12 protein-coding genes are annotated in these 15,118 nt (G+C 59.8%); 8 read left to right on the top strand and 4 right to left on the bottom strand.

Translation table 11 applies throughout. The features are described from left to right. Nucleotides 1-2,901, bottom strand: coding sequence for a hybrid sensor histidine kinase/response regulator (locus AC4CWF_RS06755; RefSeq protein WP_491284352.1), 2,901 nt, complete (start codon nt 2,899-2,901; stop codon nt 1-3). A 141-nt stretch (nt 2,902-3,042) separates the two neighbouring features. Continuing rightward, on the bottom strand, nt 3,043-3,255 hold the full coding sequence (locus AC4CWF_RS06750; RefSeq protein ID WP_491284351.1) for a hypothetical protein: 213 nt from the start codon (nt 3,253-3,255) through the stop codon (nt 3,043-3,045). Between the two features lie 428 nt (nt 3,256-3,683). Between AC4CWF_RS06750 and AC4CWF_RS06745 the strand changes: the two genes are divergently transcribed. After that, complete coding sequence (locus AC4CWF_RS06745; protein WP_491284350.1) at nt 3,684-3,920, top strand: hypothetical protein; 237 nt, start codon at nt 3,684-3,686, stop codon at nt 3,918-3,920. 43 nt (nt 3,921-3,963) lie between these two features. On the opposite strand, the gene AC4CWF_RS06740 is transcribed toward AC4CWF_RS06745, so the two are convergent. Next, the gene (locus AC4CWF_RS06740; protein ID WP_491284349.1) at nt 3,964-4,734 is read right to left on the bottom strand and encodes a polysaccharide deacetylase family protein; all 771 of its coding nucleotides are present in this window, start codon (nt 4,732-4,734) and stop codon (nt 3,964-3,966) included. A gap of 693 nt (nt 4,735-5,427) precedes the next feature. Here AC4CWF_RS06740 and AC4CWF_RS06735 point away from each other — a divergent pair. Further along, nucleotides 5,428-5,628, top strand: coding sequence for a hypothetical protein (locus AC4CWF_RS06735; RefSeq protein ID WP_491284348.1), 201 nt, complete (start codon nt 5,428-5,430; stop codon nt 5,626-5,628). A gap of 130 nt (nt 5,629-5,758) precedes the next feature. On the opposite strand, the gene AC4CWF_RS06730 is transcribed toward AC4CWF_RS06735, so the two are convergent. Next, nucleotides 5,759-7,528, bottom strand: a complete 1,770-nt coding sequence (locus tag AC4CWF_RS06730; RefSeq protein WP_491284347.1) for a methyl-accepting chemotaxis protein — start codon at nt 7,526-7,528, stop codon at nt 5,759-5,761. 313 nt (nt 7,529-7,841) lie between these two features. Between AC4CWF_RS06730 and AC4CWF_RS06725 the strand changes: the two genes are divergently transcribed. From AC4CWF_RS06725 to AC4CWF_RS06700, 6 genes are all read left to right on the top strand, one after another. Continuing rightward, nucleotides 7,842-8,771, top strand: coding sequence for an ArsR/SmtB family transcription factor (locus AC4CWF_RS06725; RefSeq protein ID WP_491284346.1), 930 nt, complete (start codon nt 7,842-7,844; stop codon nt 8,769-8,771). Between the two features lie 138 nt (nt 8,772-8,909). Further along, nucleotides 8,910-10,418, top strand: a complete 1,509-nt coding sequence (gene arfA / locus AC4CWF_RS06720; protein ID WP_491284345.1) for an arabinosylfuranosidase ArfA — start codon at nt 8,910-8,912, stop codon at nt 10,416-10,418. Nucleotides 10,419-10,425: 7 nt separating this feature from the next. Continuing rightward, on the top strand, nt 10,426-11,499 hold the full coding sequence (locus AC4CWF_RS06715; protein WP_491284344.1) for an ABC transporter ATP-binding protein: 1,074 nt from the start codon (nt 10,426-10,428) through the stop codon (nt 11,497-11,499). An 84-nt stretch (nt 11,500-11,583) separates the two neighbouring features. After that, a complete protein-coding gene (locus tag AC4CWF_RS06710) occupies nt 11,584-12,858 on the top strand; it encodes an extracellular solute-binding protein (protein ID WP_491285255.1) in 1,275 nt (424 codons plus the stop codon). Nucleotides 12,859-12,948: 90 nt separating this feature from the next. Then, nucleotides 12,949-13,833 carry a carbohydrate ABC transporter permease gene (locus AC4CWF_RS06705; protein ID WP_491284343.1) on the top strand — a complete coding sequence of 295 codons (885 nt, stop codon included), beginning with the start codon at nt 12,949-12,951 and terminating at the stop codon, nt 13,831-13,833. Beyond that, nucleotides 13,830-14,699: a carbohydrate ABC transporter permease gene (locus tag AC4CWF_RS06700; RefSeq protein ID WP_491284342.1), complete on the top strand. Its 870-nt coding sequence runs from the start codon at nt 13,830-13,832 to the stop codon at nt 14,697-14,699. The genes AC4CWF_RS06705 and AC4CWF_RS06700 overlap by 4 nt, the downstream gene beginning before the upstream one ends. The last annotated feature ends 419 nt before the right edge of the window (nt 14,700-15,118 follow it).

The following is a 15,118-nucleotide window of genomic DNA, read 5'->3' as shown; positions in this document are numbered from 1 at the left end:
TCAGCGGCGGATTTCGCCCACGAGATCGCGGATGCGTTTCGCCAGCTGGTCGTAGTCATAAGGCTTGGTGATGAGGCTTGCCTTGTGCAGGCCTTCCGAGCCCGGCACATGCATGTCGCCGGTCGCAAAGATCACCGGCAGCGTTGGATGGGTTTCGCGCATGCGGTGAAGCAGATCGAGACCGTTCATGTCAGGAAGGTGAACATCGGTGACGAGAATATCGATGGCAGCGCCATCGACGGCATCGAGTGCTTCCTTGGCATTTCCGGCCTCCACCACCGTCATGCCGAAATCCTGCAGGTAATCGGCGGTGGAAATGCGGATCAGCGCCTCGTCCTCGCACAGGAGAACGCGAATGGAGGGCGGCGGGCCGCCTGTTTCACCGCTGCCGGTCGTCGTTGCCGTTTCCATCTGCGGCGCTCGCTCCTTTGCCTTGTCGAGCAGCATGCGGATCTTTCGCGCCAGCGTTTCACGCGCATAAGGCTTGCTCAGAAGATTGACGCCCGGATCCAGCCGGCCGCCGTGGACAATGGAGTTTTCCGTATAACCCGAGGTGAACAGCACCTCGATATCGGGGCGCCGCTCCTTGGCCTTGCGCGCCAACTCGCTGCTTTTCAAGCGCCCGGGCATCACCACGTCGGTAAACAAGAGGTCGATCGATACGCCGCTTTCGATGATAGCAAGACCGCTATCCGCATCGCGGGCCTTCAGCACCTTGTAGCCAAGCTCGGAGAGGAGGCTGACAGTGATATCGCGCACCGCCTCGTCATCCTCCACGACGAGAATGGTTTCGCTGCCGCCGGCAACGCTGCCGCCGACTTCTTCCGTCAGGATATCCTCGGCTTCCATGGAGCGCGGCAGATAGATACGCACCGTCGTGCCGCTGCCAAGCTCGCTGTAGATATTGATATGGCCGCCGGACTGTTTGACGAACCCATAGACCATGGACAGACCGAGGCCGGTGCCCTTGCCTTCCGGCTTGGTGGTAAAGAAGGGATCAAACGCCCGGGCCAGCACTTCTGCCGGCATGCCCGAGCCGGTATCGCTGACGGCGAGCATGACATATTGTCCCGCCACCACGTCGAAGGCGTTCTGGGCATAATGGTCGTCGAGATAGGCATTGCCCAGCTCGATGGTGAGGCGCCCTCGCCCGTCCATGGCATCGCGCGCATTGATGGCAAGGTTGAGCAGCGCGTTTTCAACGTTGGACGGATCGACCTGCGTGTTCCACAACCCACCGCCGACAATCGTGTCGATCTCGATGGCCTCGCCAAGACTGCGGCGGATGAGATGGTCCATCTCGCGCACCAGCCGGCCGAGATTGACGACCTTGGGCGCCAGCGGCTGGCGCCTGCCGAAAGAGAGCAGCTGCGAGGCAAGCCGCGCCCCGCGCGACGCGCCCGACAACGCGCTGCCAAGGCGCCGCTCGGCCGCCTCGTTGCCTGTGATATCCTTGGCCAGAAGCTGGAGATTGCCGGTGATGACCTGCAGAAGATTGTTGAAGTCATGCGCGATGCCGCCGGCCAGATTGCCGATGGCTTCCATCTTCTGGCTCTGGCGCAGAACTTCCTGGGTCTTCACAAGTTCGGCCGTGCGCTCTTCCACCCGGCCTTCCAGCGTGGTGGCAAGGTCTTCTAACCGGCTGACGGTTTTTTTCTGCTCCTCGATATCGGTATTGGTGCCGACCCAACGCACGATGTCGCCGCCCGCGTTGCGGATGGGAACGGCACGGCTGATGAACCAGCGGAAACCATCATCCTTGCAGAGCAGCCGCATCTCCGCGTTGAAATCGGCACCGGAGCCGACCACTGCCATCCAGGCTTTGCGGATCGGATCAATATCGTCAGGGTGGAGGCATTCCCTCATCTGGGGCAGCCCGTCCTCGCCCTCGCATTTGGCAAGATACCGGCGCATGGCAAGGTTGGCCCATTCCAGTTCGCCGCCGGCAGTGGCCGTCCAGACGTGGTTCGGCAGCGATTGCGCCAGCGTGCGAAAACGATCTTCGCTCTCCTGCGCCGCATCCTGCGCCCGCTTCAGCTGCGTGACATCATGGCCCTGCACGAAAATGCCGGTGACGGTTCCCTCTGCATCTCTGAGAGGCTGGTAGATGAAATCGAGAAACAGTTCTTCCGTCCCGTGGCCGGCGCGGTGAAGGCTGAGGCGCGCGCCGTGGGCACTATAGGCCTCGCCGCTGCCATACACCTGATCGAGAAGCTCGTAGAACCCCTGGCCTTCGATATCCGGAAGCGCCTCCCTGACCGGCCGACCGATGAGATTGCCGCGCCCGACCAGTGTCTGGTAGGAGGCGTTGGCGATCTCAAACACATGGTCCGGCCCACGCAGCACCGCCATGAAACCCGGCGCCTGCTCAAACAGTCCGCGCAGATATTCACGCTCCTGCCCGAGCGCCAGGTTTTCGCCCTGTACCGCATCGGCGCGGCGCATCACGTCGGTCTCGGTGCGCCAATCCGACGGCGCCGACACAGATTGGCGAAGGCGATGCAATTCGCTCACATCCACCGTATGCTGCAAGATCAGCCGTACATTGCCGGCTTCGCCGAGGATCGGCGTATGGGTGGCGCTCCAGAAGCGCTCCTCCATCGTGCCGTCGAGGTTGGCAATCGGATAAGGGATCAGCGGCAGGTGATCCACCTGCCCTGTCGCCAGCACCTTGTCAAAAGACTGGCGCAACATGCGACCACTGTTCGATTGCGGATCGCTGGGAAACACATCGAACATCTTGCGCCCGAGAAGCGCCTCGCGCGTTTTCATCGTCGTCGCAAGATAGGCATCGTTCATGCCCACCATGACGAGGTCAGGATCGAGGATCACATACGGATTTGGAGACAGATTAAATAAGTGATCGAGATCGGACGCAGAAAGCCCAGTCCGTCGAAACATGCCATTTCCCCACGCCGCACCAATTGATCGGCGAAGATATAGGACATTGAGTGTGCAAGACAATGATGCACAATCATCTTTCGGCGCATCATTGGTAGCCGAGAGAGACAGTTTTAGCGGGCCTTGCCCTCGACGTCTCGATCAGTGAAAGACGGGCGCCTGATCTGCAGCAAGGCGATGCGCCGCCATCAGATCCTGCGTATAGGACGCACGCATCCGCAAGGACACCTCTTCCGACTGATCCTTGCGAAAACGGGCGGGGAAAAGGCCATCGGCAAACGTGCCCGTCGCTTCACCCGTCGCCTCACCGGCATTGCCGGGTCTGCGATGACCATCAAAAAACCTGAACATCATCCTTCGCCCTCCTCAACAGCCTCACAACGCCAACGGCGATCCCACGTTCCATGATGATTGCGATATATTAAAAATGCGCCATGCAAGCTGCGGCAAGGATGGAGTGGGCTCGGCAACAACCGCAACTTGTCCACAGGATGCGGAGCCGGCTGAACGAGGTGCCGGAACAAACCGGGACAAATGGAAAACGATTTTGTTCCTCTTCAACGCTTGTCCACAGGTTATCCACAGATCGCACAAGGAAGGTGAAAGCGGCAAAGCCCGCCGCGGCAACGGTTGCACACGCGATCGGCAGGGACCTGTGCAAAGCGTCCTCTGGTTTTGCACAGCGTTTTCGACAGGCGCATAAAATCTCTGCCGGACATGCCGGTGATATTCTTTTGTCGCAATCTATCGGCAGGGTATCTCCACAACGAGGAGGACGACCGATGGAAACAGATCTGACAATCAGCGAGGTGGCCGCTGACCCACTGATTGCGATGATGATCGAGGCGGACGGCGTGTCGATCGAAGAGCTGAAGGTGCTGCTGCATAAGACGGCGAAAATCGAAGTGGAGCGCCTGCGGTTACGCCTGCACGAGAGGCAGGCCGCCGACTTCTACGAGCGCCTTGATGAGAAAGCGCGGACAGAGGAAACCTCGCCGCAACGCGAGACCTACGCCTGAGGCCGAACACGTTCGTTTTCACGAGGGGAACCGTCAGTCCATTCTAGTGTGTCAGGGTTTCATCCGGCAGGCCCACCACATCCGAGAGCCGAACCAGCGTGACGCCCCGGCGCTTCAGGGCAAGTATACCGCGCGCCACCCCCTCACCCGCCGCATGGGTCGGCTGGTTGATGTGCGCCAGCACCACATCGCCGTCGCGTGCGGTGGAAATCCGTTTTTCGGCCAAGGCCGCACCCAGCAATGATCCCCCATCACCGTTCACCGAATAACCGGCAATACGAAACCCCATCGTATGGATGAGATCCATCGCCGAGGCATCGTATTTGGCCGTCGATCCACGAAACCAGTGTGGCGCTGCAAACCCCGCCGCCTGCATGGCGCTGGCACCACCGGCCACTTCCTGTTCGACCGCCTGTGGTGAGCCGGCAGTCGCAATGCCATAGATCGACATCGGCACATCGACCGCCGGCACATGGTTTTCCCCGTGGTTCTCCAGTTCGAACTGCTCTGGATGCGCGCGCAGGATGGCCACCGTCTGCGGATTGTGACGCAGCCAGCGCGCCGTGACGAAAATCGTCGCCGGTATCTTTTCGGAAACCAGAACCGACAGGATCCGCTGGTCGGCCTCGCCCATGCAGGCATCGAACGTCAGTGCCACGCGTATTTTGCCCTTTTCATCCGATCCGGGCAGGCGAAGCGCCGGCTCAAGGAGTTTTGGCGCATGCGTTGCAGGCGAAGGCTCCAGCGCAACGGCCGGAGCAGCGGCAAGGCCCGAGAGGAGAAGAAGGGAAACGGAGAGAAACAGACGCAGCATGTGATGGGCACCAATGATCTGGCGCTGCCATAACTCAGCCTGTCTCGAAAGGCCAGCGCCCAGCCATCACCCCTGAATGTACCAAATTGACACACACAACAAAGGACAGTTGGGCAAGCGGTGGTGGTCCCCGCCAAGCAGGCGCGCTCTGCACTGGATTGCCCTTCCGTGACGTGTCAGACGGCAGGCAATACAGTCGCTGCAGGCGAGTTACGGAAGTGACGCATGATGCGCCGAAGGGGCGTGCCGAGGCAGACCATCGGACACAAACGGGATGATCAGGGCAGGATGCCAGGAGGCGCCGTGTTATCGCCGGAGGAACGGCAGATGTCGCGGTAAATCGTCCATTTCGCACCGCACCAACCGGCCAAACATTCGGCAGGCAAGAAGCGTTGGACATCCGGTCAGGCCGTTGCAACGTCACCAAAGCGGTGCTCGGGCAACGAAAACCCTACAATCTCGAATTGAGAGGTCAAAAAAATAAGCTTGAGAAAAGCGAATGCTACGCTATTTCCCCGCCCCAGCCTGACCGAATGGCCCAGCCGGCACTTTTCTTTTTAAAAGAGAACTGACACACTATCCCCATTGATTTTGGACGGGGACCCAATCATGCGAACAGAAACAGAATTTCTTTGCGCTTCAGCAAGCGCACTTTCAACTTCCGCATTGCTGACATCGCTGATCAGCAGTCTCGTGCAGAAGAACATCCTGTCGCACGACGACGAAAAGGCAATCTACCTTAACGCCATGGACACGCTCGACGAGAATGCCGGCGATGATCCGCAGGGGATTTTTGAACTGGCCCGCGACCTGATCGAAGATCAGATCCCTGTCGGCAACCCACCCCCCTCGGGCGAACCTGTCACCCTGACGCTGGTCAGCGCTAAAGGCTGAGACGCCGTTTGGTGTGCCAGCTTGTGACATGATCCGAAACGTTATGCAAGAGGCTCGCGGTTTTTCCACCGCGAGCCGTTTCATTTCTGGACTGCCTTATATGCGCGGGATCAGACTGCAGGAACTGCGGTCAGAACTCTGACCACTCTTCCTTTTTCAGGGCATTGGAGCCACTGACCTGCGGGGCGCGATAACGTTGGCGTTCAGCCGAGGCAACCGGCCTTGACCCCGCCTTTGGCGCCGGGCGATCTACTGCGCGCCCCCCAAGCACGAAGCGGGCAAGAAGGTCACGCAGTGCCGCCGTCTCATGGGCGAGCGCCCCGCTCGATGCGTTGGATTCTTCCACCATCGCCGCGTTCTGCTGCGTCATCTGGTCCATCTGGTTGATGGCCGAGTTCACCTCCGCAAGCGCAACCGACTGCTCCTTGGCAGCGTTGGCAATGGCTTCGATGCGTTCATTGACGGCGGCGATATTGCCTTCGATGGCCTTCAGCGCCTCACCGGTTTCGCTGACGAGGCGCACGCCGCTTTCCACCTCGTTGGAGGAGTTCTGGATCAGCCCCTTGATCTCCTTGGCAGCGGCCGCCGAGCGCTGGGCCAGTTCGCGCACTTCCTGGGCAACGACGGCAAAACCCTTGCCGGCTTCACCGGCACGCGCGGCTTCCACGCCGGCATTCAGCGCCAGAAGGTTGGTCTGGAAGGCGATCTCGTCGATCACGCCGATAATGTTGGAAATCTGTGCGGATGAACTTTCGATGCGCGCCATGGCGCTCACCGCATCCGCAACCACACGGGCTGACTTGACGGCACCGCTATTGGCTGTGGCCGCGGCCGCCATCGCCTCGTCCGCCCGCTGCGAGGAATGGGTGACATTGGTGGTGATTTCATCAAGCGCTGCTGCCGTTTCCTCCAGCGACGCCGCCTGCTGTTCCGTGCGCTTGGAGAGGTCCTGGGCACTGCGGCTGATTTCCATCGTGCCGGTATCGATCTCCTGCGTCGATTGCGACACCGCCAGAAGCGTGGTGCTCAACTGGCTGAGAGCATCGTTGAAATTGTGGCGCAGGGCTTCGAAGTCGGGCGCGAAAGGCCGTTCGATCTGACAGGTCAGGTCACCGGTCGCAAGCTTCGTCAAGCCATCGCCGATCATGGTGACGGCGTTGATGCGCTCCGTCACGTCTGTTGCAAACTTGACAATCTTCGAGACCTTGCCGTTGACGTCCCTGATCGGATTATAGGAGGCGTTGATGACCACCACCTTGCCGCCCTTGCCGATGCGGGTAAATTCCTGAACCTGGAAGATACCGGCATTCAGGTCTTCCCAGAATTTCGTGTAAGCCGGGCTTGCCGCGTAATCCTGAGCAACGAACAGGCTATGATGGCGCCCCTGCACTTCCTCCATGCGATAGCCGAGAATAGTGAGGAAGTTGTCGTTGGCGCTGACAACGTGCCCCTGGGGGGTGAACTCGATGATGCCCTGCACGCGGCTGATGGCATCCATCTGGTTCTGGTAGTCGAGATTGAGCAGCCGTGCCTTTGCATCGAACCACTCGACGGCGAAGCCAACAACACGGGCGCCTTCCTTGAGCGGTGTCACGGTGAGATCGAAGGCGCGCTGGCCAATCCAGATGGTCGCCTTGTGGACCGTCTGCAGGCGCGCCAACATATCGCGCTGGTGGCGCGGGTTCTTGTGGAAGACATCGATATTACTGCCGACAAGGGTGCTGACGCTGAATGCCGGCAGTTCCTTCTTGAGGTCGCTTTCCGCTTCTTTGAGGAGGCCCCGCACCGCCTCGTTCATGTAGCGGATGTTCAACTGTGCATCTGCAATCATGATATTGGCGGAGACGCCATCGAGCGCCTTCAATTTGGCCCGCCCGCTTCTGCCCATTAAATCCAGCATCCCGTTCCCCATTTGATGCACCAACGGAACCTGCAGGACCAGCCGTCGATGATAGCGATGTCGCCTCGAAAGAAGTCGCTTCATTCGATTGCTTCAAGGGAGTTTCCATTTCTGGATTAAAGTAGAATTTAATAAAGACACCCCGAAAATAACGATTGATTTCTTGTAGATCCCTTTATTGGCACCATCGGCATCATCATCTCAGGGATACCGTCGGTGGACGACATTTTTCCCGCCCCCAATCGACAACCGCGGGCCCTGCATTTATATCCCGAATGCAGATACATACCGAATCCCGCCAGAAAGATGCCTGATGACACCCAATTTCCTGCTGATCGACGCGGAGAAGGATTTTGAAGTCCTGAAAGCGGCGGCCTCGCTCGTGCGCGTACAGATCCTCAAGGCATTGCATGAAACAGGCGGCCTGAACGTCAATGAAATTGCCGAAAAGCTGGCGCTCCCGCAATCGACCGTCTCGGCAAGCGTTGCAGCGCTTGAAGCCGCCGGCCTCTTGCGCACAGAGACGAAAAAGGCCCGCAAAGGCAGCCAGAAGATCTGCTTTGCCACCTGCGACGAGTTGATCATCTCCTTCCACAAGCCGGAAAAAGCCTCCGAGTCCAACCGCATCACCGTTGCCATGCCGCTGGGTCTCTACACCCAAAGCTCCGTCACCGGGCCGTGCGGCATCTGTTCACCCGACGGCATTATCGGCCTCCTCGACGTGCCCGACACGTTCATGGACCCGGAACGCATGAAGGCCGCCCTTCTCTGGTTCACCTCGGGTTATGTGGAGTACCAGTTCCCCAACAATGCCAAGATCCAGGGAAGGACGATCACCGAGATGGAATTTGCCATGGAGGTCAGTTCCGAAGTGCCGGGCACGCACAGCAACTGGCCCTCCGACATCACGCTTTCCGTCAACGGCATGGAGCTTGGCGACTGGACCTCGCCCGGCGATTTCGGCGACAAGCGCGGCACCTACACACCCGACTGGTGGAAGCTCTCCGGCTCGCAATATGGCATGTTGAAAACCTGGCGGATCACCGAGGAAGGCTCGTTTGTCGATGGCAACCGGATTTCCGGTATCACCTTGAAAGACCTTGCCCTTTCTGATCACCGCTCGATCCGCCTGCGCATCGAGGTGAAGGCAGAGGCACGCCATCCGGGCGGGCTCAACATCTTTGGGCGCGGCTTTGGCAATTACGACCAGGACATTCTGCTGCGCCTGCGAACCGCTGGCTGACACGCGCACAACCGCGCCAGCACCTTTTCCAAAAGTATGATTTCTTGCGTTGACAAGGCCCTCTTCTCCCGCCAATAATATCACAAAATAAAGTTCGTATCCATATTTTAGATACAAACTGTCTCGGGAGGAGACCCCATGAAAACGCGTATTTCCGTCCACCGGGATTTCCGGATTGGGCGCATCGACGATCGCCTGTATTCTGCGTTCATCGAACATATGGGCCGCGCCATCTATGGCGGCATCTATGAGCCCGGCCACCCCAATGCGGATGAAAACGGTTTTCGCAAGGACGTGCTGCAGTTCGTCCGGGACCTCAAAATCCCGGCCATCCGGTATCCCGGCGGCAATTTCGTTTCCGCCTATCGCTGGGAAGATGGGATCGGCCCGCGGGACCAGCGGCCGGTGCGGCTCGACCTTGCCTGGCGCTCCAAGGAAACCAACCAGGTCGGCATCAACGAGTTTGCGACGTGGGCGCAGATGGCCGGCATTGACATGATGCTCGCGGTCAATCTCGGCTCGCGCGGTCTGGATGACGCCCGCAACTTCCTCGAATATGTCAATTTCCCCGGCGGCACCGCCTGGAGCGACCTGCGCCAGAGCCATGGCGCTAACGCCCATGGCGTGAAGATGTGGTGCCTCGGCAACGAGATGGACGGCCCCTGGCAGATCGGCCACAAGACGGCTGTCGAATATGGCCGCCTTGCCAACGAGACGGCAAAAGCCTTCAAAGGGTTCGACCCCACCATCGAGGCTATCGTCTGCGGCAGCTCCAACGACCGCATGCCGACCTACCCCGAATGGGAACGCGAGGTGCTGGAAGAGTGCTATGAGAATGTCGACCACATTTCGCTGCACAAATATTTCGGCAATACCAGCCACGACACGCTGAACTATTTCGGCAAGATCGAGGAAACCGGCCGTTACATCCAGACGATCGGCGGCGTCATCGATTACGTGAAGGCCAAGAAGCGCGCCACCAACGACGTCCATATCTGCTTTGACGAATGGAACGTCTGGTACCACATTCGCGAGGAAGACGGCCGCCGGATCAAATCCTGGGACTGGCCGGAAGCGCCGGCGCTGCTGGAGGAAACCTATAATTTCGAGGATGCGCTCTTTGTTGCGGGCCTCCTCAATGAGTTCATCCGCCGTTCCGACCGCGTGCGCATTGCCTGCATCGCGCAGCTCGTCAACGTGATCGCCCCGATCCGTGCCGAAAAGAACGGTCCTGCCTGGCGCCAGACGATCTATTACCCCTACCAGTTCGCCTCCCTTTACGGACGCGGCGACGCGCTGAACATTGCGGTGGATTGCCCGACCTATGATTGCGCAACCGCCGACGACGTCAAATATCTCGACGTGGCCGGTGTGCACAATGTCGAGGAAGGCATGGTGACCCTCTTCGTGCTGAACCGTCACCTGACGGAATCAGCCGATCTGGAGGTTCAGCTGACCGGCTTTACTGGAACAAGCCTCTCGCTCCACATCGCCTATGAAGGTCATGACCTGCGCACCGGCAATGGCCCGGACCAGCCGGACCGCGTTGTGCCCGGCCCCGGCAAGGGTCTTGGCGTGGAGGACGGGGCACTTAAAGGGTCCGTCGCGCCGCTGTCCTACCACGTCATACGCCTCAGCGTTCAGTGAGGCGGGGATGGGTGTCCGTCTGACCAGCGTCGCCAAATCGTTCGGATCGTTCCGGGCGATCGAGGATGTCTCCATGGAGATCCCGACCGGCAGCTTTGCCGTGTTCGTCGGCCCGTCGGGATGCGGAAAATCCACCCTGCTGCGCATGATCGCGGGGCTGGAGGAAACGAGCGGCGGCCAGATCGCCATCGATGAGCGGGACGTGACGGCCGTGGAGCCTGCCGACAGGCAGGTGGCCATGGTGTTTCAGAACTATGCGCTTTATCCGCATCTCACCGTGTTTGAAAACATGGCCTTCAGCCTGCGGCTGGCGCGCCGCCCGAAGGACGAGGTAAATGCCCGCGTCGGCGCTGCCGCCCGCATCCTGCAACTGGAGGAGCACCTGCAGAAAAAGCCCTCGCAGATGTCGGGTGGGCAACGCCAGCGGGTCGCCATCGGTCGCGCCATCGTGCGCCAGCCAAAAGTGTTTCTGTTCGACGAGCCGCTGTCCAATCTCGATGCGGAACTGCGCGTGCAGATGCGGCTGGAACTGACGCGCCTGCATCGGCAACTCGGCGCCACGATGATCTACGTGACGCATGATCAGGTGGAGGCGATGACGCTCGCCGACCACATCTTCGTTTTGAAGAACGGCCACCTGCAGCAGGCCGGTCCGCCCCTCGTGCTTTACGATGACCCGGACAATCGTTTCGTGGCGGGCTTCATCGGCTCGCCGGCGATGAACTTTTTGGGCGCCCGGATTACCGCCCGCACCGGTTCGCGCGTGACGCTTTCGGTGGAAGGCAGCGACCACCCGTTCGAGGCGGAGATGGCGGATGCAAGCGCCATCGGCAGCGCAGTGGAGATCGGCATCCGCCCCGAACACCTGCGCATCGGGTCCGCACCGGGTCTTTCTGTCACGGTGGATGTGGCCGAGGAACTGGGCGACGTATCCTATCTCTATACCCGCACCGCCAGCGGCAAGGAACTTGTGGTGCAGCGACAGGGATCGCGCGACCGCCTCGACGGTACGCTGGTACACCTGTCGGCAGATCCAAAACATGTGCTGGTCTTTAATGGTGAAGGCCGGCGGCTGCGCTAAAACGCGGGGAGGCGTTTTTCGCAGTGCCTGAGGCGCCCGCGACAATAGCGGGCGATGAAGACAAACCTGGGAGGAGTGATGATGATGAGACTGATCAAGAGCCTGTTGCTGGGCACCGTGCTCGGCCTTGCCGCGCTGCCGGCCGCCGCGCAGCAAGATATCATCTGGTGGGATTTTCTCTCCGGCGGCGACGGCGTGCGCATGAAGGCGCTGATCGATGCCTTCAACAAGGAACATCCCGATATCCGCATTCGCGGCACGACGCTCGAATGGGGCGTGCCCTTCTACACCAAGGTGCGCACGGCTTCCGCCGTCGGCGAAGGCCCTGATGTGATGACCTACCACCTGTCACGCGCCACGCTTGGCATCGAGGAAAAGGTGCTGAGCCCGATCACCGATGCCGACCTTGCCAATGCCGGCCTGAAGAAGGAAGATTTCTTCGAAGCGCCGATCAAGGCGGCAACCCAGGACGGCAAACTTTATGCCGTGCCCTTCGATATCCACGCGCTGATCCTCTATTACAATGCCGACCTGCTGAAGGGCTCGCCCTATATCGATGGCAACGGCAAGCTCACCGGCATCAAGACGCTGGAGGATTTCAACAAGGCGCTCGTCTGGTTGAAGGAAAAGGGCGTGCCCACCCCCCTCACCTATCAGTCCGGTGGCGATGGTGGCGTCTGGCGCGTGTTTTATACGCTGCTGTCGCAACAGGGCGGCGAGTTTGTGACCAATGGCAAGGTGCTCGATGGCGACAATGCCGCAAAGGCCGCCAAAGCCATCGACACGATGAGCGCCTGGCGCGAAAAGGGCCTTTCGCCGGAACAGGCGGAATACGAGGCTTCGGTCGCGCTGTTTTCTGCCGGCAAATCTGCCTTCCAGCTGAACGGCGTGTGGGAAGTGCCGACCTTCAAGGATCTGGAAAAGAGCGGCAAGCTGGGCTTCAAATGGGGTGCTGTGGAAGTGCCGCCGTTCATGGGCAAGCGCGCCACCTGGGCCGATTCCCATGCCTTTGCCATTCCCAATGAAGGCGACAAGACGGTATCCGGCGAAAAACGCGCTGCCGTGATGAAAGCCATCGGCTGGATGGAAAAACACGCGATCGGCTGGGCCGATGCCGGCCATATCCCGGCTTACAAGGCCGTGACCGAAGGCGCCGACTACAAGGCCATGCAACCGAACGCCACCTATGCAACGCTTGCGGAAGCTGCCGCCTTTGATCCCCAGACCCGCATCACCGGCGTTGCCTCTCCCGCCTATGACGCTGCCCTTAACGTCATCGCGCCGGCTATCCAGGGCTATATGAGCGGAACCGATGCCGTGGAGCAGATCAAGCTCGAGCTTCAGGACAAGCTGAAGTGACGGGCGGCCCTGCGGCTTCCCTTCGCAGCCGCAGGGCCATTTTTTCCACGCAACCGCACACGCCAGAACCGGCGGCCAGGAGATTTGCCCATGGCGATGATCGAGAACCGGCGGAAAAAATCCCTCGTCGCGCTGGCGATGGTGACCCCGTTCATTGTGACCTTCACGATCTTCTTCCTCTACCCGATGCTGAAGATGATCCAGCTGAGCTTTACCGATGCGCCGCTGATCGGCAGCGGCCAGTGGATCGGCTTTGACAATTACACCAAGCTGCTCAGCGACCGGCTGTTTACCATCTCGCTGAAGAACAACGCCTATTTCGTCGCCCTGACTGTCATCCCCACCACCGCCATCGCCCTTTTGATCGCGCTTGGCATCAGCCGCCTGTCGGGTGCGCGCCAGACGGTGGTGATGGCGCTGTTTTTCATGCCCTATGTGCTGCCGGTCTCGGTGGTGACCGAAATCTGGGCCTGGATGCTCGACCTGCAGTTCGGGATTCTGCAGCCGCTAATCGCGCTCATCTCGGGAAAACCGGTTGCGGTGTTCAAGAACCCCTACTGGGTCATGCCATCGGTGGCCGTCGTTACGATATGGTGGACGAACGGGTTCAACGTGCTGCTGTTTCTGGCCGGATTGCGCAATGTACCGGCTGAGCTTTACGAGGCCGCATCCCTCGATGGCGCCACCACCTGGCAAAAGTTTTCCCGCATCACCTGGCCGCTGCTGTGGCCGGTCACGGCGCTGGTGCTAACGCTGCAGCTCATCCTGCAGCTGAAGATCTTTGACCAGATCTATCTCTTAAGCGGCGGCGGCCCGTTCAACTCGTCCTATGTGCTGCTGCTGAAGGTCTATCGTGAGGCCTTCCAGTCCAACAATGGCGGTTATGCCTCTGCGGTCGCAACCGTGGTCTTCCTGCTGATCGTCATCATTTCCGTCCTGCAATTCCAACTGCTGCGCATCAGGAGGAACAGATGAGCCAGATCCAGAGCCAGCCCCAGGTGCGGCGCCCCGCCAAGAGCCTGCCGCGGCGCATTGAAAACGCGGTCCTTTCGGTGCTGACGCTTGCAGCCGCCCTTGTGTGGATCTTTCCGCTCTACTGGACACTGGTGACCTCGATCCGCTCGGACGAGAACGTCGCCGGCAATACCTCGCTTCTGCCGGACGAATTTCGCCTGAAGGCCTATGTCGACGCCATTCTCAACACGCGGCTTCTGACCTGGTATTTCAATTCCGTCGGCACGGCGGTCATCGTCACTGTGCTGGTGCTGTTCATCTCGGTGCTCTGCGCCTATGCGCTGTCGCAGATCCGCTTTCCCGGCCGCGGCCTTCTTTATGGCGTCGTGCTGGCAAGCTTCATGGTGCCGGCGCAGACACTGGTCGTGACGCAATTCATCCTGATGAAGGATTTGAACCTCATCAACACCTGGGCCGGCATCATCCTGCCGCAGCTGATCGCGCCCGTGGTGATCATCGTCTACAAACAGTTCTTCGACAGCGTGCCGAAGGAAATGCGCGAGGCCGTGGTTCTCGATGGCGGCGGCGAATTCACCATTCTCTTCAGGGTCTTCCTGCCGCTCAACTGGGGCATCACCACAGCCCTTGCCATCGTCACCTTCATCGGCGTGTGGAACGCCTTCTTCTGGCCGTTCCTCGTGGTCACCTCGGAAAACATGATGACCATCCCCGTCGGCATCACCCAGGTCAACGACGCCTTCGGCGTCGCCTACGCCCGCCTGATGGCCGTCGCCATGCTCGCCGCCCTCCCCGTCATCATCGCCTACATCATTTTTCAACGCCGCGTGACCGAAGCGATCATGATTTCATCGGGGGTGAAGGGGTGAGATGTGGTGGGCCCGGAGGGTCTGCGAAGAATAAGCGTTGTCAGACTATTACGAAACTGGTTAGCCAGTTTTGTTCTCATATCGTTCTAGGCGCTTGGCTAACCGCCGACGCTTTGGTCTGCTGAGATTACCCCACAGCCGCGGTTGTTATGCTTGCGGCCAAACGCACCGAGAGCGGGATTTGTCGAAAGCATTTTTGCGGGCAGCACTCGCGGCGGCCGACATTGCCCTTGACCCTGCAAATACGAGCCAGTCGAGCAGCATCATAGTTACCCTGCAGTTGGGTGTCCCACGTTTTGTGGATGTTTTCGTCGCTAGAATGATACCACGCTGGGCAACCCGGACAAGCGCCTCGAACACATGTTTGAGCGGCCGCCAAATTTGATCCGGGTTCGATTCAGGGCGAGGCCTCTCCAGCG

It is taken from the genome of Neorhizobium sp. PAMB6630, assembly GCF_058242775.1.
This window is presented reverse-complemented; position numbering and strand designations above follow the sequence as displayed.

Coding starts and splice junctions, on each gene's coding strand:
- AC4CWF_RS06730 (WP_491284347.1), bottom strand. CDS start 7,528: ATGCTGGATTTAATGGGCAGAAGCGGGCGGGCCAAATTGAAGGCGCTC.
- AC4CWF_RS06740 (WP_491284349.1), bottom strand. CDS start 4,734: ATGCTGCGTCTGTTTCTCTCCGTTTCCCTTCTTCTCCTCTCGGGCCTT.
- arfA (WP_491284345.1), top strand. CDS start 8,910: ATGAAAACGCGTATTTCCGTCCACCGGGATTTCCGGATTGGGCGCATC.
- AC4CWF_RS06750 (WP_491284351.1), bottom strand. CDS start 3,255: ATGATGTTCAGGTTTTTTGATGGTCATCGCAGACCCGGCAATGCCGGT.
- AC4CWF_RS06705 (WP_491284343.1), top strand. CDS start 12,949: ATGGCGATGATCGAGAACCGGCGGAAAAAATCCCTCGTCGCGCTGGCG.
- AC4CWF_RS06755 (WP_491284352.1), bottom strand. CDS start 2,901: ATGTTTCGACGGACTGGGCTTTCTGCGTCCGATCTCGATCACTTATTT.
- AC4CWF_RS06725 (WP_491284346.1), top strand. CDS start 7,842: ATGACACCCAATTTCCTGCTGATCGACGCGGAGAAGGATTTTGAAGTC.
- AC4CWF_RS06715 (WP_491284344.1), top strand. CDS start 10,426: ATGGGTGTCCGTCTGACCAGCGTCGCCAAATCGTTCGGATCGTTCCGG.
- AC4CWF_RS06745 (WP_491284350.1), top strand. CDS start 3,684: ATGGAAACAGATCTGACAATCAGCGAGGTGGCCGCTGACCCACTGATT.
- AC4CWF_RS06710 (WP_491285255.1), top strand. CDS start 11,584: ATGAGACTGATCAAGAGCCTGTTGCTGGGCACCGTGCTCGGCCTTGCC.
- AC4CWF_RS06700 (WP_491284342.1), top strand. CDS start 13,830: ATGAGCCAGATCCAGAGCCAGCCCCAGGTGCGGCGCCCCGCCAAGAGC.